We start from the raw sequence: 19,696 nt of genomic DNA on the forward strand, positions 1-19,696 counted from the left end.
GCCTGCCCGCAACTCAAAACGGAAACAGAGGCTTCGCCCCCGTTTCCGTTTCGAGTGAGGCAGGAAACACTTTAAAAGGCTCGCCTCCCGACACGCCGTTTCTTTGCGGCCGGAGCTCCGCTTGCCGAACCGGCGTTCAGCCGGTTAGGGACCACCTCCGGCCCGAAGCACCCGCCCCGGCCGGGCGGACGGCGGGACCGGAAAAACACCCTCTTAAAGGAAGCATTATGGAAATCCAGCAGGTCGGAGTCGTGGGTCTCGGAGCGATGGGGAGCGGCATCGTCAATGTCGTCTCCAAGGCGGGTATCAGGGTCGTGGCGGTGAAGGCCACTGGCGGCGATACGAGCAAGGCCCGGAAAGATTTCGAGGCCGGGATCGACAAGGAGGTGAGCCGGGGGAAGCTCGCCATTTACAAGGCCAATGCCGCCAAGAACGGCGTCACCTGGGCGGCCGGGCTGGATGAGCTGAAGGACTGCGACCTGATCATCGAGTCGATCGTCGAGGAACTGGACAAGAAGAACGACCTGTTCAGCAAGCTGGACAGGATCGTCAAGCCCGAGGGCATCTTCACGACCAACACGTCCACCATCGGGATCGACCAGATGGCCTCGGCGGTAAAGCGCGCCGACAAGTTCGCCGGGCTCCACTTCTTCAACCCCGCCCCGGTGATGGGCCTCGTGGAGGTCATCACGGGATCCAGGACGTCCGGCGACACGAAGAACTCCCTCGTCTCCTTCTGCAAGGACGTGAACAAGTCGCCTGTTCCGCTCGCCTCGGCGCCGGGTTTCATCGTCAACCGGCTGCTGGTTCCCTACCTCGTGGATTCGATCCGGCTCATGGAGCAGGGCGTGTCGAACCCCGCCGACATCGACACGGCGATGAAGCTGGGCTGCAACCACCCGATGGGGCCCTTCGAACTGAGCGACTACATCGGCCTGGATATCGTCAAGCACATGGCCGACATCCTCCATTCCGAGCTGAAGGAAGAACGCCTGAAGAGCCCGCCGAGCCTGGTGAAGCTGGTGGCAAAGGGCGACCTCGGCCGCAAGAGCGGCAAGGGCTACTACGACTATTCGGGCGGCGGCCAGAAGGTGAATCCCGACGCCAAGGCGTAAGGGGCCTTTCGCTGACTCCCGCGTCAACCGGAACGGCCGGCCGGTTTATCTGCCGGTTGCCTGACTGCGCCAGACGGATTAACTAGCGCCCGCCCGCGGCCTTCCGGTTTCACGCGGAGCCCTCACACCCCAAGGACACAGCCAAGAGACATGGCCGGATTTCTGAACGAAGAGCACGAATCACTCCGGGACAGCGTACGCAAGTTCGTCGAGAAGGAGATCGTCCCGATCGCCGACGAACTGGACAACCGGGCAGCCGAGATCCCGATGGAGGTCATCCGGAAGATGGCCGAACAGGGCTACTTCGGCCTGATCCTGCCCGACAGCTACGGCGGTGCCGGGATGGACCACCTGTCAATGGCCATCGTGACCGAGGAACTGTCACGCGGCTGGCTGTCGGTGGGTTCGGTAATGACCCGCAATGTGATCGCCGGAACCCTGATCCTGAACGGCGGCACCGAGGAACAGAAAAAGCGCTGGCTCCCGGGGCTTGCCGACGGATCGCTGCTCAGCGCGGCGGCGTTCACCGAGCCCAATCACGGTTCCGACACGGCGAGCTTCGAGCTCAAGGCCGAAAAGAAGGGCGATCACTACGTCCTGAACGGCCCCAAGACCTGGTGCACCTTCGCCAACCGGGCGAATGTCATGACCATCCTCGCCCGGACGAATCCGGACAAGTCGCTCCGGCACAAGGGACTGTCGATGCTCGTGCTCGAAAAGAAGCCGGGCGATGATTTCATGCCGCCCAAGCTCACCGGATCGTACATCCCGGCCATCGGCTACCACGGCCTCAAGTCCTGGTCGCTGAACTTCGAGGATCTGGAGCTTCCGGTCACGAACCTCATAGGCGGCGAGGAAGGCAAGGGCTTCTACCAGCTCATGACGACCTACGAGTCGGCCCGCATCCAGACGGCGGCCCGCGGCCTTGGCGTCGCGCAGGCGGCCTATGACCACGCCCTGCAGTACGCCAGGGAACGCAAGCAGTTCGGAAAATACCTAGCCGAGCACCAGCTCATCCGGCACAAGCTGGCCCACATGGCCACTGATATCGAGGCCCTGCGCCAGCTCCTCTATTACGCCTGCGCCATGAAGGACCAGGGCAAGCGCTGCGACCTCGAAGCCGGCATGGCGAAGGTCAAGGCCGGGGAAGTGGCCGAGCACGTGACGAGCGAGGCGATGCAGATTCACGGCGGGTATGGCTACTCGAAGGAGTACCGGGCCCAGCGGTTCTGGCGCGACGGCCGGATCATCAAGATTTTCGAGGGCACATCGGAAATCCAGGCAGAAGTGATCGCCAAGCGGATCATCGACGGGAAATAGGTACCGTCCCCCCGCGGGACGGTTCATTCACATTACGAGAGAAGGAAACAGGGAAACATGTCTTACCATCTGGACAAGATCAGCGAGAAGAAGGTCCGCCGCTCCGAGCAGACCACGCCGGGCCACTCCGAGAAACTCTGCGCGAAGGCCGCCTCCGGCAATGCCGACATGGTGATGCTGGACCTTGAGGACGCCTGCGCCGTCTCGCAGAAGGTTGATGCCCGCAAGGTGGTCGGAAAGGCGCTGGCCGAGAACGACTGGGGCCAGAAGATCCGGGGCTTCCGTGCCAACAACATCCGCACCATCTGGTGCCTTGACGACATCATCGAGGTGCTCACCATCGCCCGCGATGCCGTGGACGTGATCGTGATTCCCAAGGTGTACGGCCCCGAGGAGATCCACTACTACGACTTCCTGTTCAACCAGCTCGAATACAAGCTCAACATGAAGAAGCAGGTGAAGTTCGAGGTGCTGATCGAAAGCGCGGCGGCGGCCCTCAAGGCCTATGACATCGCCAAGGCATCGCCCCGCATGGACGCCCTCATCTTCGGTATCGCCGACTACGCCGGCGACGTGAATGCCCGCGTCATGAAGGGCGACGAGCAGTTCCAGGTATTCCACTGGGCCAAGAGCCAGGTGGTGACCGCCGCCCGCGCCGCGCTGATCGATTCAATCGACAACGTGACACTGGACTACAAGGATCTGGACCAGGTCCGCAAGGATGCCATCAACGCCCGCAACATGGGGTTTGACGGCAAGTGGTGCATCCACCCGACACACGTCGAGGTGGTGAACGAGGTGTTCACTCCCTCCGACGAGGAGATCAAGCGGGCCACCGAGATCATCGGTGCCTACGACAAGGCCGACAAGGAACAGGGCCTCGGCGCGATCACCTTCGGGACCGAGATGGTGGATGCGGCCACCCTGCGCGTGGAACGCTGGAAGCTTTCCATCGCCAAGCGCGTCGGCAAGATCAGGGCCTGATCCGGTAAAGCGCAAAAACCGCCAAGGCGAGCCAGGCTGCCAGGCTGATGGCGAGCCCTGCCGTCACTGATGCCGGTTCGAAGCTGAACTCCACCCGGCTTTCGCCGGCCGGAACCCACGCCCCGAGCTGGTAGCCGTTCACCGCCAGCACGGGCTGGCGGACGTTGTTTACGTAGGCAACCCACCCCGGATAGTAGTTCTGGCGCAGGACCACCGGCCCCGGTTCCGGCCGTCTTGTGGAAACGACCTTCAGTTCCGGCCTCCAGGCGAGAATGGTCACCTCGCCGCCTACGGTATCACCCGACACGGCGGGCGGCGGTGCCGGACTGGAGCCGGTGAAACGTCCGATGTATCCGGTGAGTTCCGGATTCCATTCCGGAGCCGAAACCGCGGCAACAAGGGATGCGGGATCGCCCGGGGTCTGCCATTGTCTCAACGCACGCGCGGCCGGGAGCGTGTTCTCCAGATAGCACGCACGCGCCGGGAACCGGCTGAACGGCGCCGAGCATACCCATTCTTCGCCCTCCCCGGCCGCAACCGACCGGTCTACAGGCACGATGACCGCCCGCAGGTTCTCGATCCGGTGACGCCTGCCGGGCGAGATGGTCCGGTTGGCCCGTTCGTGATCGGCCAGCCATGACGAATTGATACCGTCCACAACGCTGAACGGCGCCAGCATGACTATGTTTCCGCGCAGGGTGTCCCAGCGGTACCGGGTCTCGGCACGCACCGGGTCCGTATCCAGCGAACCCAGTGGCAGATTGATATAGAGGAGAGGCGGCTCGACGGAAGGATCGGGGAATGCTTCCTGGAGGGCCGGAAGCAGGGCCGGCGCATGGGACACCGATTCGGCGGGAGCCGACGGCAGGCTGGATGGCGAAAGCCACAACAGTTCGGCGGACAACACGGCAAGCAGGCACCACATTCCTGCTTTCGGTGCCCAGCGAAGCATCCACAGGGAAATCAGCGATACCGCCAGCAGCAGCGCCCCCAGCCGGAAACTGCCCATGACATGCAAGTTAAATGCAGGATTGCCGGGAACACCGGTCAGCTTCGCCAGGGATGTGGCCCATCCACCGGAAAGTGCCCCGACTACCGCAAGAACCAGCAGCGCGCCGCTCCAGAGAGCGAAAGCCGTCCGGCCGGGCCGGATATCCGCCCCCGGTTTCAGCTGCTCCAGCGCCAGCGCGCCTGCCAGCCCCCAGGCAACAAACGCATGGAGCAGCAGCCGCTCCGGGAACCGGAACTGCCCCCATCCGGGAAGCAATTGCGCCAGCAGGCTGTAAAGGCCCCCATACGAGCCCAGTGAAAGCCAGATAGCGGTTCCCGCCAGTCCCATCAGCCAGGCGATACGCCTGTCCCGCCGGGCGGCCACCAGTATCCACGGCAGGGCAGCCAGCAATAGCAGCGAGGGGTGGGCCCGGATGAAGTAAACGACGCCCTCATTCGCCGGTGAGCGTGCGATGGCCGAAAAATCGGCCTGTACACCAGCTGAAGATGTATCGAAAAGTCCCGGGGCCAGCCATTCCACAAACCTTACCGGGTGCAGTGACCAGGCATCGGACAGTCCCGACAGGTTCTGTTCGTGCCGGGACGAGTTCCGGGAGTATTCGAACCCGGGGACGATAACCGCCGCAGAGAGGATCGCTCCGGCAGCCATCGCGCTGCCGCCTGCCAGAACAGCTTTTCGTTTCGGCCCCGGCGCGACCGCGCACGAAGCCAGGGTCAGCAGCCCCAGCAGGTAGACAAGCTGAATATCCCCTGTAAAAACGAGGAGCGCAGTCCAGCCCGCCAGTGACGCCGCACGGGACAGCGAAGGAGAACGGCGCAGGGCTATCAGCGATGCGAGCGCCCAGCCCAGCAGGCTGAACCCGTAGAGAAACTGAAGGGCATAGTGGAGGGACAGCGCCACGGGCGAATAGGCGATGAGCGCCGACCCGGCGGCTGCGACCCCGGGACGGCATTCCATCGTCCGAAGAAGCCGGTAGAACCCTGCCTGGGCAAACAGGAAATGCAGGCCAGCGACAAGCCCGTAAATCCAGAACGGATTCAGGTACCCATAGAACAGATAGAACGGGAACTGGCCCGCATGGAGGATCGAGTTGACCGGATCGGCCCAGAACGGAAGGCCGCCATAAATGTGGTCCACCCACAGGGGCAGTTCGCCGTTCCGGATGCGGGAGGCCAGCAACATCCGGTACGGCACGTAGTTTTCCAGAACATCGCGGTAGTAAAACACCCGCGTGCCCAGATAGACATCCCGGAACAGGAACAGGTTCAGCAGGAGCGAAGGAACTGCCGGAATGAGCATCCTCTGCCAGATCCCGCCGCTGGGGGCGTCTTCACCGGAGCAATTCGAGCTGGCTTGCAAAATGGTCGCGCCCGCCTATTTCCCCTTCACTTCCACCCAGAAAAATCCGCGAAAATCCCCTTCGGCAAACCCGGTCGCCCGGTCGTCGGGATAGCGGGCCGCAATCGCCTCCCTCACCGAAACATCCACACTCGCACCATGACAGGTTAGGCAGAATCCCTGCACGCCGATCGGCTTCAGAAGCCCTGCGCCCTTCTCCAGCCGGATGGCAACGGGTTTCACCTGAGCGGCCTTCCTGCCGGCCGCCGCATCCAGATGGGGCTTCACCCAGTCCCGCGGAGCGTTCTTCGGATTGCGGATCTTGTGGCTGGTCCGGCCGATCTCAACGCCGAACTCCAGTGCAACAGTCGAAGCCAGTTCGCCTGCCTCGCGGCTGCACACATCCACCGCCGCCGGGGCCCCGCCCTCCCCGAAGGCCGCCGTCAGGCGCGCCATGAGCCGCTGGGCAAGTGCCTGCGAGGCCTTGTCAGCCTGGGTAACCAGGGGTTTCAGATCGTCCGGCGCATCGGTAGGAAGCCATGCTTCTCCGGCGCTCAACCGGACGGCCGCAGCGGCCAGCAGGCAGACCGACCCCGTCAGCATGAAGCGCAACCGTATTTTCCCGGTCATAGGGAAATCCTCCTCATATCCACGAGATCGCCCTGTTTACTGCCAATCATAACCACACAGGCTGTACCAGGACTACGGCATCATTTTAGACTGGAAAAAATATCTCCTGATTTTCCAAGTAATTTTAAATAGTTATAGATAGATTTTAGACTCAAGTATAAAATTATATTGCAATACATCAATGGTTTCATAATATGGGCCCCGGCAGATCCACATTGTGCTGCCAGAAATACCACAGGGGTTATCATGAAAAACACCTTCAAAGCGCTCCCGAAAGCCGAACGTGAAAAGGTCAGAACGGTTTACATCCAGTACCTGAAGGAACGGAACGGCAAGCCGGATTTCGAGGCCCACACCTCCGCGCTGCGTGACGAGTTTTTCCGGGTTCTGGATTCCAATCCGACCCTGGTTTCCGCCAGGGGCCGGCTCAATCAGGAAGTGTTCACGCGCAACCAGCGGCGCGGAAGCCCGGAACCGGGCCTCGATCGCCGCACCCTGTGGGCCGTATGCGCGGCCAATGCAAACCTGACCGAAGACTACGGCGTCAAATACGGTTTTGAAGTGAAGCCGATGAAGGATCCCGAATACCCCTATTCCTGGGTCCAGATCGAGGAAAACTATCACACGCGGTTGCTCGCCGACTGCGTAAGGACGCTCGGCGTCCAGATGGAAATCATTCCACCCAAGCTCGGAACCCGGATGCTCCTGAACGTACTTGTGCAGCTTCCCTACTATTTCTCCAACATCCTGATTCTTTGCGCCGAGGCCATTGGGCTCGTCGTGTTCAAGGGGCTCCAGCTCAAGGCCAGAGAACTGTTCGCCGACGAACCGGAAGCCCTCAAGCGGATCGACTCCCTTTTCGACCAGATCATCATTGATGAAATCGGTCACGTGCGCTGGGTCCACAGCCAGATGGGGCAGTTCCGCCTGAGCTTCACCAGGGCCATCATTCCCTGGATCGCCCGCGCTTTCCTCCGTGACCTTCCCGACGTGGTGGAACTGCTCGGCAAGGACTGGATCATGAGCGAGGTCAGGAAAACCGCCGAAACCGGCATTATCGTCATGGACGACGGCCGGGTGCATCCGCTGGACGTGATGCTCGGAAACGCCAAGGGCGAATCCCGGCAGCTCCAGTCGTTAATGACACTCGCACCGGCCGCCTGATCGCAGAAAGATAACGGACGGAATACCCCGCGCTTTTTCTGTTCCCATCCTGCCGGGCCTGATAGAATGCTGGCCGTATGCAGGCTCCCTCCCACCGGCGCCTTCGGCTTCCCGTGACGGTCCTTGCCTTCATGACGGCCGTCTCGGTGGCTCCCCCGGCGATGACCAGCGAGCGCGCCGCGCCGGACCGTCCGTGGGAAGAACTTGAGCCGGGCCTCCACTACCGGCAGGACCGGCTGCCACCGGCTGCGGAAGGGCTGCCGATTACCCTGTACATGATCCGGGCCGATCTGGGCCGGTTTGCTGCCGCGGTGCGGGCCGCGCCCCCCTCCCGGCTGCGGGTTCCCCTGAAATCCCTCGAACAGGACGGCGACATCGCGATTATCAACGGCGGGTACTTCGAGGCCGATGGCCGCCCATCCGGCCTCGTGCGAAGCGCCGGGCAGACCCACGCAAAGATCTGGGGCGGCGGGAGCGGCGCCCTGCTTCTGTGGGGGCCCAAGGCGTCGATCATCTTCAAACGCGATTACCCGAAGGAAAATGAGCCCCCGCATGCACTTCAGGCCGGACCCGTCATGGTGGAACCGGACGGACTGCCGGGCATCAGGTCAAGATCGGGAAAAAGAGAGCGGCGGACGTTCGTTGCCCTTCTCAATGAAAAGACTGCCGTTTTAGGGGCCTCATCCGGTCCGATTGACCTGTACGATCTCGCCGAGCACCTGAGAACTGCTGTTGGAGTCCGGAGCGCACTTAATCTGGACGGCGGACCGTCTGCGGGTTTTTACCTGCGGCATCCGGTTAAATCAGTAGTTATAGAACCCGATTCCGCCATCCCCAATGCCATCGTCATCACCCGGCAGGATTCGGCTGCACAATCGCAACTGTACGAGCCCGAATCGCTCCGGCCTTGACCGTCCCCGGCACAGGCCATATCATTGCCTTTGATGATGCGTTCTTCCGACATGCTGCTTGCCGGGCTTCTTGGCCTCCTCCTTAGCGGGGCCGGGAACCTGCGCGCATGAAGGGCAAGATCACCAGAACCTAAAGCCCGGAACGCACCAGCAGGAACCCCGGCCTCCCCCAAGGAGACCGGGGATTTTCATTTTCGGGAGCCGTAAACTATCCCCCGCCGCAGACCGGCCGGGGGCGGAAACAGAGAGACAGGAAACACATGAGCGATCCGGCATCCAAAAACCGCGTCTACATTTTCGATACCACCCTGCGGGATGGCGAGCAGTCGCCTGGCTGTTCCATGAACACCCAGGAAAAACTGCTCATGGCGCAGCAGCTCGCGAGACTGAATGTGGACATCATCGAGGCCGGGTTCGCCATCGCCAGCCAGGGAGATTTCGAGGCCGTGCGCGAAGTGGCCCGCACGGTGAAGGGTCCCCGGATCATGAGCCTGGCGAGGACCGACTTCGCCGACATTGACCGGGCGGCCGAGGCGGTCAAGCATTCCGACCGGTGTGGCATCCATACGTTCATCGCCACAAGCGACATCCATCTCAAATACAAGCTCCGCAAGACCCGCGAGGAAGTCATCACCGCCGCCGCCCGGGCGGTAGAACGCGCCCGTTCTCACGTGGAATGGGTGGAGTTTTCCGCCGAGGACTCGACGCGGTCGGACCCCGAGTTCATGTGCAAGGTACTTCAGGCTGCCGTGGAGGCCGGGGCCACCGTCCTGAACATTCCCGACACGGTCGGTTACACGATGCCCCATGAGTATTTCGATCTCATCACCACGATCCGCAAGGAAGTCCGCGGCGTCGACAACTGCATCATCAGCGTCCACTGCCACAACGATCTCGGGCTGGCGGTGGCCAATTCGCTGGCGGCGGTACGCGCCGGCGCCAGGCAGGTGGAATGCACGGTGAATGGCATCGGCGAGCGGGCCGGGAATGCCGCAATGGAGGAGGTCGTCATGGGCCTCCGGGTCCGGCATGACATCATGCCCTATGAAACCGGCATCGTGACCGAGCAGATCTACCCCTCGTCCCGGCTGCTTTCGACCCTGACCGGAACCTACGTCCAGCCGAACAAGGCCGTAGTGGGCGCCAATGCCTTCGCCCATGAGGCCGGCATCCATCAGGATGGCGTCCTCAAGCAGAAGATCACCTACGAGATCATGACCCCAGAGTCGGTGGGCATCCCCACCAACAAGCTGGTGCTCGGCAAGCACTCGGGCCGCCATGCCTTCCGTGACCGGCTGGAGCACCTGGGCTTCCACCTGTCGGATGAGGAGGTCCAGAAAGCCTTCACCCGGTTCAAAAACCTCGCCGACCTGAAGAAGGTCGTCTATGACGAGGACATCGAGGCGATCGTGACCGGCGAACTGATCGGGGCTGACGACCGCATACGGCTCAGGGCCCTGAACGTCTCGTCCGGAACCGAACTCCGGCCGAATGCCACCGTCACGGTGGAGATCGAGGGTCAGGCCCAGACTGCCGCCGCCTTCGGCGACGGACCCGTGGACGCGGCGCTGAATGCCATCCGGCAGATCACCGGAACGACCGCCACGGTAAAATCATACGTCGTGCAGGCCATTACCGGCGGCACTGACGCACAGGGCGACGTGTCGGTTACGCTTGAGGGCGACGGGAAAGTGGTGCGCGGTTCGGGGACCGACCCCGATATCGTCGTCGCCAGCGCCAAGGCCTATATACAGGCGCTGAACCACCTCGCCGTCCGGAGCCAGCGCCGGATTCACGCCCAGGGATAGAGTGGCGGGACAGCAGCCACTATCCCGAACTTCTTTCCGGATTCCGCTGTTGTATCACCGCGATACACCAGCGTTTGCCGCTATTTGCAACTCCGGAGATTCGTTATAAATAGAAGCCGGACAGGGCGCATCGTCCTGCGCACGTCCGGGGTTCAGCAGGCATTGAGAATCATTGACATCTATTCGATCAAGGGCGGAGTCGGAAAGACCGCCTCCTCGATGAATCTGGCGGGAGAACTGGCTGCCCTGGGGAAACGCGTCCTGCTTGCCGACCTCGACCCGCTGGGGGCCTCCATCCTTGGCCTGATGCCAGCCAAGACCCGGGCCTCAAAACCCGAGACGGCGAAGCCAGGAGCCCTTGCCGCCAGTGTGCAGGTTTCCTCGGTCCCCAACCTCTCCACCATCTACCTGGGCGGTATCGCTGCCGAGAAGTTTCCGGACGAATCGACACTGGCTGGCTTGGGACCGGAGTTCCGTGAACTGGCAGGTCATTACGACGTGACGGTTTTGGACTCGCCCCCCGCCGGCGGTCCCTGGGTCAGATGGGGAATGAAGGTATCCCATTCCGTCGCCGCCATCGTGCAGAGTGAGCCGCTCGCCTTCCGCATCCTGCCGCAACTGCTGGAGCAGATCCGCGAAGCCCGTGGCGACAGTGTCACCCCGTATGTCGAAGGACTGCTGCTGACCATGGTCGGGACCAGCAATGATCTCACGGCCCGGATCGCCGCGTACGCACAGAAACGCTATCCCAAGGCAGTATTCCGGACGACCATCCCCCGCGATCCGGTCATTCCGGAAGCCAACTACTACGGCCAGACCGCCTCGGGCCAGAACCCCGACAGCCCGGCCGCCCTCGCCTACAAGGCCTGGGCTGCGGAGGTGATGGAACGCTGGGCCCGCACCGACAAGCTGGTTCTGGAAAACGGCTGATCGTTTCGTTTCTTTACATTCCAGCCCACTTTTCACCTGACAGAAATTGCAGTTGACGCTGGACTCGCTCCCCGGCAGCATCGACAATTGGCCATTCGGGTTCGGGGCGTCGGGAAGGAGAGGACTGTGTCCTTCAAAGAACCGCTGGCATGGCCATTCAGGCAGGAGCAACTCGAGGCCCTGGCCAGCCGTATTTCCACATGGAACCGGTCGATGGTCGCGCCGTCCGCCGCGCAGGTGACGTGGAACACCCAGACCGGCAGCCCGCTACTCCTGCACAGCCACGATGCCCGCCATGAGGAACCGGAACCTGCCCCACAGGCACCAGTGAATACAGAACCGGTGGCATTCGAATCGGCAACATCTTCTGACTTCTGGACCAGCGAGGCAAGCATCTCCGACGATGGCGAACCGCCAGTCGAGGCGGCCAGCATATCGGCGCCTGATACCGCCGGAGAAGAAACGTCTGCCGCCCGTTTTGTGCCCTCATTTGAACTCGACGTGGAAGATGACTCGGAACTGGATATCCAGCGGTCCGGTCCGGGAGAACCTCCATCAGGAGAAGGTGGTGAGAGCGCGTGAAAATCACCGCGATCATGCCCATCTCTCCACGTGCCGGCGCATCCACCCTGGGCGCCAATATCGCCGCCTACTGGGCGCTCGAACACCGGAATGCCGGCTTCCTCGATCTGTCCGATACGGCGGTCAACTGGCAGGGAATTCCCGAGGGGATGGATGTTCTGTCCGCCTACAGCCTGAAGAGCTATATCGATCGTGGCGACGCCGAGGGGCTTGCCGACCAGTTCGCCGGCCAGTTCCATCTGAAGAACGTCATCGTCACCCTGCCCTACGCCAAGCCCGCCTATCTATGGCCGCTGCTGCAACTGGATGCCGATCTCGTTCTGCTGGCACGGCTGGAAACCTCTTTCGCCCATTCGATGGAGGAGTTCCTCGGCATGCTCGAAATCGCCCGGGAGGAACTGGGAGCATGTGGGCGAATCGCGGGACTGCTCCTGAAGCTGGCGACCCAGGGACCCCGGACAGACGAACTGCTGGCCGACTGCGCGAGGATATTCGGCCAGACACTGGTCTACTCACCGGTCCCGCATGTGCCCGAACTGGGCGAATCGGATCCCACGCTTCTTGCCACACGGCCACGGATTGATCCGGTCGCACCCCTGATCCGGGATATCGCACTGAGAATCCTGGCTGTTTCAAGGGAAACCACACCCAGGCCGGACTTTCCTTCCCTCATCCGTCTTGCCAACCGGCTCGGCGGACATCTCCCCGGCTGGATCGGGCGAGCCGATGCCGAAGGACTGGAGGTTACAGAAACCCGCCGCAGCGAAGGCACCCCGAATGAAATCATCGACGAACTGGCCGGGGAGATCGAACTGCTCCAGAAGGAACTGGCCGAGGCCCGGCTGGTCCAGAAATCGCTTCAGGACCAAGTCGATGCGTTCGAGGCATCCCAGAAAACACAACCTGCGTCCGGTCCGGATTCCAGCACCCTTGATTCATTGAAGGCAGAGATCGCCCGGCTTCAGGAAAAGCTGGCCTCTGCGGCCGATGATGCCGAACGGGTAGCCCAGGACCGGAATCTATTGCAGACCGAACTGGAGAGCCTTCAGTCCCGTTCCCTCCAGATCGACGACCTGCGAAGTGCGCTTCAGGCCCAGATCGATGCCCGTGAAGCCCGTGAGGCCGAGCTGGGCGCTCAACTGGAAGCCGCCCGCCAGGATGCCGAAAACCTGCGCGATGTGAATGACCGACTGGCCAGTGAACTCAGGGACACGCAAAACCATCTGCATGGTTTCCAGGCCGAACGGGATCATACCGAACAGCAGATCCAGAAACTCCGCCATGAAATGGGCGAGATGCAGCAGGCAGCAGCCAGTTCACCCCCTTCCGGTGATCTGGAACGCCTCAGCGGAGAGGTGGAAGACCTCCGCACAAAACTGGCGGCCACCGAAAACCACCTGCATGGTTTCCAGGCTGAACGGGATTCCCTGGAAAACCAGCTTGTGGCTGCCCGCCGTCGTGTCAGTGAGCTTGAAAGGCCGCCGGCAATAGAAATGCCCGTCGAAATCGAGATAGAAACGGAAACCACGCCCGCCATTGAACCTGAAGCCATCGAGACCAGAGACCGGCAGATTGAACGTCTTCAGAGGCAGATCGGCGAGCTGGAAGCCCGTCTCGAAAAGGCCGAAAAGGCCCGGTCCGTGTTTGCACGGGAGCGTGCGGAACTTGTCGAGAAGCTGGAACTGTTCCGCGAGCAAAGCGCCGAGGCAGCCGCCAGCATGGACTCCATCGTCGCCAGCCAGTCGGAACTGATCGAAACGATCCAGAGCGACCGCAGCCGGGTGCAGACCGAACTGGACATCCGGGGCCACCTGTATGACAGCCTCCGGATGCAGTTGCTGCCACTTCGGCAGGCACTGGAGGCGGGAATCGCCGAACTACCTGCCGTGCGCCGCCGGGCCGAAGCTGCCGAGCAGCGTGTAACCGATCTGGATGAGCAGTGCAGGGCGCTCCGGGCCGAGCTTGAACAAGCCAGGGGGCAGGCTGACGATTCACAGATCAATGCCCTGCGCCGTGAAATTGATGCCGCCCGGACACAGCTCGGAGAAGCCGAAAGCCGGGCGGCGGAACTCGAAGCCCGGCTTCGAGACGAGTTTGGCCGCCGCGAATCGGACCTGAAGGAGAGCCGCGCCGCCCTGGAGCGTGAGATCGACCGGGTGCGCTCAGAAGGCGAACTCGCGGCAATCCGGGCCAACACGGCGGAGAAGGCGCTGGAAACCAAGTCGAGAGAACTGGCCCATCAGCAGGCACAGGCCTCGGCCGTGCGGGAACAGCTCCAACGGCTGGAACCGGAACTGGCCTCGGCACGGGCCGAACTCGACCGGCTTCAGGTCCAGAGCCGCGAGATGGAAACCGTTCGTAACGATCTCGAACAGGCGAGAATCCAGTTATCCGCAGCGCGGACGATGACCGAGGAAGCAACAACGGCCCGGCACTCGCTCGAAAACCGTATCCGGGAGCTAGAGCGGCAGCTTGGCGACGCGCAGGGTCCGGACGGCCAGCGCACCAGCCGCTATGAGTCCCTGCTCCGGGAACTGGCCGACGCCCGGGAGGAGCTTGCCACGCTGAAATCCCGTCTCTCCCGTGCTTCCATGGCAGAAAAGTTTGCCACTGAACGGGCCGCCCGGATCATCGAACTGGAAGCCGAACTCGAAACGCTCCGGCAGAAACTCGAACCACCGGCCAGTTGATTCCGAAATAACCCTATTCCGCCGCAGCGGCCTGCTCGTATTCGACCATGAATGCCGTGTCGTCGTCGCTCAGCTTGGCGTTCTGGGCCTTGCGGACCTCAAGGTATTTGTACTTGAGGTCGCGGTTATCAGTCTCCATCGTCAATGCCAGCTTGAAGTTCAGCTCCGCCGAAGTGAGGTTTTTCTGCGACAGGGCGGTAAAGGCCAGTTTCGCGTAGCGCTTGGCATTGGGATTCTTGCAGATGTCCTCATCCTTGACGGCCCGCTGCTTCGCCTGTTCCTCCTCATAGGAATAGCGCAGGTATTTCATCCGGTCCGGGCCCTGGATGCGCTTGTCATAAACGGGCTTGACGGCGGGATCGGTCAGCACCTGATGGGCCTCGACCATCCGCTTGTACACCTGCGTGACCATGCGGTAGATGTCATCGGGAACCTGCCGGAAATACCGGTCCGGGTGCCAGTTTTTCGACTCCCGGCGGAATGCCTCCTTTACCTGTGCCGGTTCCGCGCCGAGCGGCAACCGGAGCAACTGGTAGTAGTCTCCCTTGTTGATTCCATTGAAATAGCGCTGAATCAGCTTGATCTGGTTATCATCGACCGGCATAGGCGGACGATCCTGCCTCCCTGCAACATCGTGAACGTGGCGGAACGAAAACTACTGGACGGCCTGACTCGACTGGCGGGCGGCCTCGACCGCTTCCTGTCCCATGGCACCATAGGCCGTAATCGAGATCGACTGTGACTGCCCGGTATCCTTGTCAATGGCCGTCACGTGGACGATTCCGTCAGTATCGATCTCGAAATTCACCGCGATCCTGGGCTCTCCTCGTGGAGCGGCCCGGATGCCCGTCAGGGTGAACTCGCCCAGTATCTCGTTCTCACCCTGCTTCTTGGACTCGCCCTGGAATACCGATATCTTCACCTGCGACTGGTTGTCGGAAGTCGTCGTGAACTCCTTGTTGATCTCAATAGGCAGGGGTGAGTTTTTCTCGATCAGGTGCTGGACCATCCCGCCAATGACTCCGATGCCCAGCGTCATCGGGGTCACATCGATGAGCAGCGCCTTCTGCGTGCCTTCGGCGAGTGCTGCACCCTGAATGGCCGCTCCGAGCGCCACGATTTCGTCGGGATCAATGCTCATCTGCGGCGTCTTGAAGAAGTATTTCTCCACGGACGAACGGATAATCGGCATCCGCGTCGATCCGCCGACCAGGATCACGCTGTCCACGTCATGTATGGTCATCCGGGCGTTCTGGAGCGCCTCGTCACAGACCTTGAATGTCCGTTGCACCAGGTCCATGCACATCTGCTGGAAATGGTTCCGGGTCAGCACCGCATTCAGGTCAAGCGGCCCTTTCGGACCCTGGACGAAGTTGGGGACCGATATCTTCACTTCGGTCTTCTCGGTAAGGGCCCATTTCACCCGCTCGGAGAGGGTCTTCAGCTTCTGAAGAGCGTCGAGATTCTGCTTGCAGTCGTAGCCGGTGGCTTTGAGGAACTCGTCCGAGAGGAAGCTCATGATCCGGTCGTCGAAGTCGTCGCCGCCCAGATAGGTATCTCCGGCCGTAGAAATCACCTCATAGACGTCATTACCGATATCAAGGATCGAGATATCGAATGTGCCGCCACCGAGGTCGTAAATGGCCACCCGCTGGTTGAGCCCCTTGCCGAAACCGTAAGCGAGCGCGGCGGCCGTTGGCTCATTGATGACCCGAAGGACATCGAGACCGGCAACCCGGCCTGCGTCGATGGTTGCCTGCCGCTGGCCGTCGTTGAAAAAGGCCGGGCAGGTGATGACCACCTTGTCAACCTCCTCGCCCAGCGCCTGCTCGGCGATCTGCTTCATCTTCTTGAGCACCAGCGCGCTGATTTCCGGCAGGGCGTAATCCTTGCCGTAGATCTGGATGCGGACCTCGGCGTTGGGGCCTTCGACGATCTTGTAGGCGACGTGATGCTTTGCCTTCTTCACCTCTTCGGAGAAGAACTTCCGGCCGATAAGCCTCTTGGCCGAATAGACCGTGTGACCGGGATCGGTGATGATCCGCTTCTTGGCGTCAGCCCCCACCAGGACCCTGCCATCCGGCAGAAAGGAAACGACCGATGGCTGGGTGTTTGCGCCCTCGCTGTCCCTGAGCACCTCGACGCTGCCGTCGGTAACCGTCGCCACGCAGCTGTATGAGGTTCCGAGATCAATTCCGACAACGCGGCCCATGTTCAGCAACTCCCGTCAGTGGGCGACAGTGTAGCTCGCCAAAAACGAAAATAAACAACCCGGAATTCCGGCTTGAGCCGAACGTGACGCCGGTCACTGGCTCGTGCCGGTTCAATCCTGCTCGAGAATCACGAATTCGACGCGCCGGTTGGTCTCCCGGCCCTCAGGAGTCGAATTGTCCGCGATGGGTATCGCCTCACCGAACCCGACTGCAACCAGACGGGAAGCTTCAACACCAGCCTGGACCAGGAACTTGACAACTTCGTTCGCCCTGCGCTCGGAAATCCGCTGGTTTTCGATCGCCCCGCCCACATCGTCCGTGTGGCCTTCAACCTGGACCTTCCGAATCCTCGGACTGGCCTTTATCGTCTGGGCGACCTGGGTCAGAACGGGGTATGAGGACTGCTCAATCGTCGTCTGGCCCATCCGGAAACGTATCTTTTCATCAATGACAATCTGGTCGTCTTCTATGCGGACAGCCGGTTTATCCACTGCGAGTGGCTGGAGAACGATTTCCACCTGGGATGTCTGGCCTTCGGCCAGCCGGACCGGCAGTTCATGCCGCTGGTAACCTTCCGCCGTGCCGATAACCACGTATGAGCCGGGCGCGAGCTTCCGTTCAAAGCTGCCCGTATTCCGGTCTGCCACGATCGCCCCGGCCGGGTCGGGCGGATCGAATACGATAATGGCGCCGCCGATCGGCCCCCCGTCCGGATTGCGGACCCGTCCACGCAGAACCGTCGGCAGCACCGGCGGCGCATCCTTTTTCAGCGGGTTGAGCCGGATCTCAATCTGCTGCACCCGGTTTGACATGATCTCGATCGTTTCCGACCTGGCCTCATACCCCTCGGCGGAGGCGACCCACTGGGCCTGGCCTGGATCGAGTTCGGGCGAGGCAAAGGTATTCTCGACCGGATCGAACTCGAAGGCCTGATCAACCGGCTTGCGGAGACGGACTTTTGCATCCGCCACCGGCTGGCCGGATTTGGCATCCAGCACCCGGGCAGTGAACGAGCCCCGAAGCGGAGCGATGTGCTGGCCGCAAACGGCATTCGGATTGACCTGCCGCGCCGATATCTTCGCGGCCATCGGTTCGATCATTTCCCGCACCGCCAGTTGTGCCACCCGCGAGAGGGGATCCCGCTGGCTGGTGAAAATGGCAAACGACGTCCGGCTCATGGAGTTCGACCAGACAATCTCCCCGCTGGTCACGTCGAGCATCCGGACGTTCAGCCCGACTGTCGGTTCGTCACCCTGCAGCAGGTGGCCCGAGAAGTCCGTGCCTGTTGTATTCGGATACCAGTATTCCGACACCGAACCGTAGATGACTCCATCCACATTCAGGCGTTCGCCCAGCATCCGGGCGAACTCGGCATTCATCCGTGATGGCAGAGGGAGATTCACCGCATTCGCCTGCCGGATGACTTCCGTCCGCTCCATCACCCTGAACAGCCCCGTCGAATACAGGTCAGTCGCGATGAAATCCGCCACCACCAGACCGGCATTGGGATAAGTCGTCAGGTTGTCCAGCGGGAAAACGGCCACGCACTGCACCGGTTCCAGAGCCGCCGGCGACCGGACCCATTCACGCATGAACCGGTTTCCGCAGGCCGGCAGCAGGATCGCGGCGGCAAGAACGATCGCGACAGGCTGCCAGCGGACAGGAAGAGCGCTCATTGGTGCCCTCCTATCCCCGCAACCAGGCGCCGTGCCATCTGGCTGGCGATCTTCTGCGCGATCCGGTTCACCGGATCGCGCTCGGTCGAGAACATGTCATAGCTCGACATGGACATCGTGGTCGCCCAGATCACCGCCCCCGAGCGGACGTTGACCATCCGGACCGAGACAGCCACCGCAGGCTCTCGCGGCGCCTGCCGGCTCTTGTCCAGGCGGTAGTTGAACTCGTTGATAGACCCGATCACCAGCGCGTCGGCCTGGATTTTCCTGCCCAGTTCGGCCGCAAAACTGCGATCCAGCAGCGGCGGCCACGGGAGCTGAGCCTCAGCCCCCAGCCTTACCGTCGTTTCGCGCTCGATCACCTTGTAACGTCCGAGCGCGATCAGTTCCGCGCCAACGATGTCGGCGACAACCTCGCCCGCGTTGGGGAAGTCCGTCAGGTTCTCAAATGGCGCGATGGCGATGACCGCTATGGGCTCGAACTGGTCGGGACTGGCCACATAGTGGCGGGCAAACTGGTTCCCGCACCCGGCGCAGAGAACGGCCAGCACAAACGCAACCATATTCCGTTTTGAAATTGTCCTGAAAAATACTGGCATCAACGGCGATTCAACTCCCTGAAATCCCCAGCCCCCTGCATCAAAACGAGTCTGTCCACCTCAACATTGCTGCGCTTTTGCACAATTCCTGCCATTACCGCATCTTCCATGGCCCCGGGTCCGCCCCTTACGGACCCCGGCCATCAGTTCTTCTGACTTGGCAGGACGACAATGGCCGAACCCTTTACCGTCACATTCCCCCGCTGAGTCGCGGTTTCAAACTCGCACTCAACCTCGCGGGTCTGTGCATTGACATTTTTCACGGTACCCTTGCAGGTGACCGTATCGCCCAGATCGGTCGGCGAGGTAAACCGCACGTCGATCACCTTGACGTGCGCCCTGGGGCCGGCCCAGTTCCTCACGTAGCGGCCCAGAAAACCCATCGACAGCATGCCGTGCGCGATACACCCTTTCAGGCCCGCCTTATGCGCGAAATCCTCATCGTAGTGAAGAGGATTGAAGTCCAGACTGGACCCGGCGTACTTGACCAGCTGAACACGTGTAATCGGATCGGTTGTGAGCGGCGGCATCGAATCACCAGCCTTGATGTTCTCGATGAAAACCTGTCCCATGAATTTCTACCTGCTTCACGCCAGAGTTTGCTGCAGCAAGACCCCAAGAATGGGTCGCTGCGGCATCAAGCCCATTATTGCCTAATTTCACTCCAACATGGCAAGCGGTTTCTGGATGAATTCTTAAATGATTACCATGTGTTACCCGTGAC

16 protein-coding genes and 1 CRISPR repeat array (1 of these 17 cut by a window edge) are annotated in these 19,696 nt (G+C 61.5%); of the genes, 9 read left to right on the top strand and 7 right to left on the bottom strand.

All coding sequences use genetic code 11. The annotated features are described in order from the left end of the window. A CRISPR array of direct repeats spans nt 1-20; the repeat unit is 36 nt (it extends 344 nt beyond the left edge of the window). 207 nt (nt 21-227) lie between these two features. The 3 genes from KIT79_13310 to KIT79_13320 all read left to right on the top strand — a co-directional run bounded on the left by KIT79_13310 (nt 228) and on the right by KIT79_13320 (nt 3,419). Next, nucleotides 228-1,115 carry a 3-hydroxyacyl-CoA dehydrogenase family protein gene (locus KIT79_13310; GenBank protein MCW5830282.1) on the top strand — a complete coding sequence of 296 codons (888 nt, stop codon included), beginning with the start codon at nt 228-230 and terminating at the stop codon, nt 1,113-1,115. Between the two features lie 150 nt (nt 1,116-1,265). Further along, nucleotides 1,266-2,435: an acyl-CoA dehydrogenase family protein gene (locus tag KIT79_13315; protein MCW5830283.1), complete on the top strand. Its 1,170-nt coding sequence runs from the start codon at nt 1,266-1,268 to the stop codon at nt 2,433-2,435. Nucleotides 2,436-2,492: 57 nt separating this feature from the next. Further along, nucleotides 2,493-3,419 carry a CoA ester lyase gene (locus KIT79_13320; protein ID MCW5830284.1) on the top strand — a complete coding sequence of 309 codons (927 nt, stop codon included), beginning with the start codon at nt 2,493-2,495 and terminating at the stop codon, nt 3,417-3,419. Here KIT79_13320 and KIT79_13325 read toward each other — a convergent pair. Both KIT79_13325 and KIT79_13330 read right to left on the bottom strand, forming a co-directional pair. Continuing rightward, nucleotides 3,409-5,730: a hypothetical protein gene (locus tag KIT79_13325; protein MCW5830285.1), complete on the bottom strand. Its 2,322-nt coding sequence runs from the start codon at nt 5,728-5,730 to the stop codon at nt 3,409-3,411. The two genes, KIT79_13320 and KIT79_13325, sit on opposite strands and share 11 nt — an antisense overlap. A gap of 75 nt (nt 5,731-5,805) precedes the next feature. Continuing rightward, nucleotides 5,806-6,399 (bottom strand): DUF3365 domain-containing protein, encoded by a 594-nt coding sequence (locus KIT79_13330; protein ID MCW5830286.1) that lies wholly within the window; start codon nt 6,397-6,399, stop codon nt 5,806-5,808. Nucleotides 6,400-6,645: 246 nt separating this feature from the next. On the opposite strand from KIT79_13330, the gene KIT79_13335 reads away from it, so the two are divergent. The 6 genes from KIT79_13335 to KIT79_13360 all read left to right on the top strand — a co-directional run bounded on the left by KIT79_13335 (nt 6,646) and on the right by KIT79_13360 (nt 14,484). Further along, nucleotides 6,646-7,563 carry a hypothetical protein gene (locus KIT79_13335; protein ID MCW5830287.1) on the top strand — a complete coding sequence of 306 codons (918 nt, stop codon included), beginning with the start codon at nt 6,646-6,648 and terminating at the stop codon, nt 7,561-7,563. Between the two features lie 77 nt (nt 7,564-7,640). Next, nucleotides 7,641-8,474 (top strand): phosphodiester glycosidase family protein, encoded by an 834-nt coding sequence (locus KIT79_13340; GenBank protein ID MCW5830288.1) that lies wholly within the window; start codon nt 7,641-7,643, stop codon nt 8,472-8,474. Nucleotides 8,475-8,734: 260 nt separating this feature from the next. After that, nucleotides 8,735-10,282 (top strand): 2-isopropylmalate synthase, encoded by a 1,548-nt coding sequence (locus KIT79_13345; protein ID MCW5830289.1) that lies wholly within the window; start codon nt 8,735-8,737, stop codon nt 10,280-10,282. Between the two features lie 162 nt (nt 10,283-10,444). After that, nucleotides 10,445-11,212, top strand: a complete 768-nt coding sequence (locus tag KIT79_13350; protein ID MCW5830290.1) for a ParA family protein — start codon at nt 10,445-10,447, stop codon at nt 11,210-11,212. A gap of 126 nt (nt 11,213-11,338) precedes the next feature. Further along, a complete protein-coding gene (locus tag KIT79_13355; protein MCW5830291.1) occupies nt 11,339-11,794 on the top strand; it encodes a hypothetical protein in 456 nt (151 codons plus the stop codon). Next, nucleotides 11,791-14,484 (top strand): hypothetical protein, encoded by a 2,694-nt coding sequence (locus KIT79_13360; GenBank protein MCW5830292.1) that lies wholly within the window; start codon nt 11,791-11,793, stop codon nt 14,482-14,484. Before KIT79_13355 ends, KIT79_13360 begins: the two co-directional genes overlap by 4 nt. A gap of 13 nt (nt 14,485-14,497) precedes the next feature. Here KIT79_13360 and KIT79_13365 read toward each other — a convergent pair whose 3' ends face one another. From KIT79_13365 to KIT79_13385, 5 genes are all read right to left on the bottom strand, one after another. Then, nucleotides 14,498-15,088, bottom strand: coding sequence for a DnaJ domain-containing protein (locus KIT79_13365; protein MCW5830293.1), 591 nt, complete (start codon nt 15,086-15,088; stop codon nt 14,498-14,500). Nucleotides 15,089-15,139: 51 nt separating this feature from the next. Beyond that, nucleotides 15,140-16,696, bottom strand: coding sequence for a molecular chaperone DnaK (gene dnaK, locus KIT79_13370; GenBank protein ID MCW5830294.1), 1,557 nt, complete (start codon nt 16,694-16,696; stop codon nt 15,140-15,142). Nucleotides 16,697-16,807: 111 nt separating this feature from the next. Then, a complete protein-coding gene (locus tag KIT79_13375) occupies nt 16,808-18,373 on the bottom strand; it encodes an OmpA family protein (GenBank protein MCW5830295.1) in 1,566 nt (521 codons plus the stop codon). After that, entirely contained in the window at nt 18,370-18,972 is a 603-nt protein-coding gene (locus tag KIT79_13380; protein MCW5830296.1) for a hypothetical protein, read from the bottom strand. Before KIT79_13380 ends, KIT79_13375 begins: the two co-directional genes overlap by 4 nt. A 143-nt stretch (nt 18,973-19,115) precedes the next feature. Next, a complete protein-coding gene (locus tag KIT79_13385) occupies nt 19,116-19,544 on the bottom strand; it encodes a dehydratase (protein ID MCW5830297.1) in 429 nt (142 codons plus the stop codon). Nucleotides 19,545-19,696 lie beyond the last annotated feature (152 nt).

Source organism: Deltaproteobacteria bacterium (genome assembly GCA_026129095.1).
Lineage (GTDB): Bacteria > JAGRBM01 > JAGRBM01 > JAGRBM01 > JAHCIT01 > JAHCIT01.

Excerpts from the sequence above, each read along its gene's own strand:
- KIT79_13310 (MCW5830282.1), top strand. The coding sequence starts at position 228 with ATGGAAATCCAGCAGGTCGGAGTCGTGGGTCTCGGAGCGATGGGGAGC.
- KIT79_13315 (MCW5830283.1), top strand. The coding sequence starts at position 1,266 with ATGGCCGGATTTCTGAACGAAGAGCACGAATCACTCCGGGACAGCGTA.
- KIT79_13320 (MCW5830284.1), top strand. The coding sequence starts at position 2,493 with ATGTCTTACCATCTGGACAAGATCAGCGAGAAGAAGGTCCGCCGCTCC.
- KIT79_13325 (MCW5830285.1), bottom strand. The coding sequence starts at position 5,730 with ATGCTCATTCCGGCAGTTCCTTCGCTCCTGCTGAACCTGTTCCTGTTC.
- KIT79_13330 (MCW5830286.1), bottom strand. The coding sequence starts at position 6,399 with ATGACCGGGAAAATACGGTTGCGCTTCATGCTGACGGGGTCGGTCTGC.
- KIT79_13335 (MCW5830287.1), top strand. The coding sequence starts at position 6,646 with ATGAAAAACACCTTCAAAGCGCTCCCGAAAGCCGAACGTGAAAAGGTC.
- KIT79_13340 (MCW5830288.1), top strand. The coding sequence starts at position 7,641 with ATGCAGGCTCCCTCCCACCGGCGCCTTCGGCTTCCCGTGACGGTCCTT.
- KIT79_13345 (MCW5830289.1), top strand. The coding sequence starts at position 8,735 with ATGAGCGATCCGGCATCCAAAAACCGCGTCTACATTTTCGATACCACC.
- KIT79_13365 (MCW5830293.1), bottom strand. The coding sequence starts at position 15,088 with ATGCCGGTCGATGATAACCAGATCAAGCTGATTCAGCGCTATTTCAAT.
- dnaK (MCW5830294.1), bottom strand. The coding sequence starts at position 16,696 with ATGGGCCGCGTTGTCGGAATTGATCTCGGAACCTCATACAGCTGCGTG.
- KIT79_13375 (MCW5830295.1), bottom strand. The coding sequence starts at position 18,373 with ATGAGCGCTCTTCCTGTCCGCTGGCAGCCTGTCGCGATCGTTCTTGCC.
- KIT79_13380 (MCW5830296.1), bottom strand. The coding sequence starts at position 18,972 with ATGCCAGTATTTTTCAGGACAATTTCAAAACGGAATATGGTTGCGTTT.
- KIT79_13385 (MCW5830297.1), bottom strand. The coding sequence starts at position 19,544 with ATGGGACAGGTTTTCATCGAGAACATCAAGGCTGGTGATTCGATGCCG.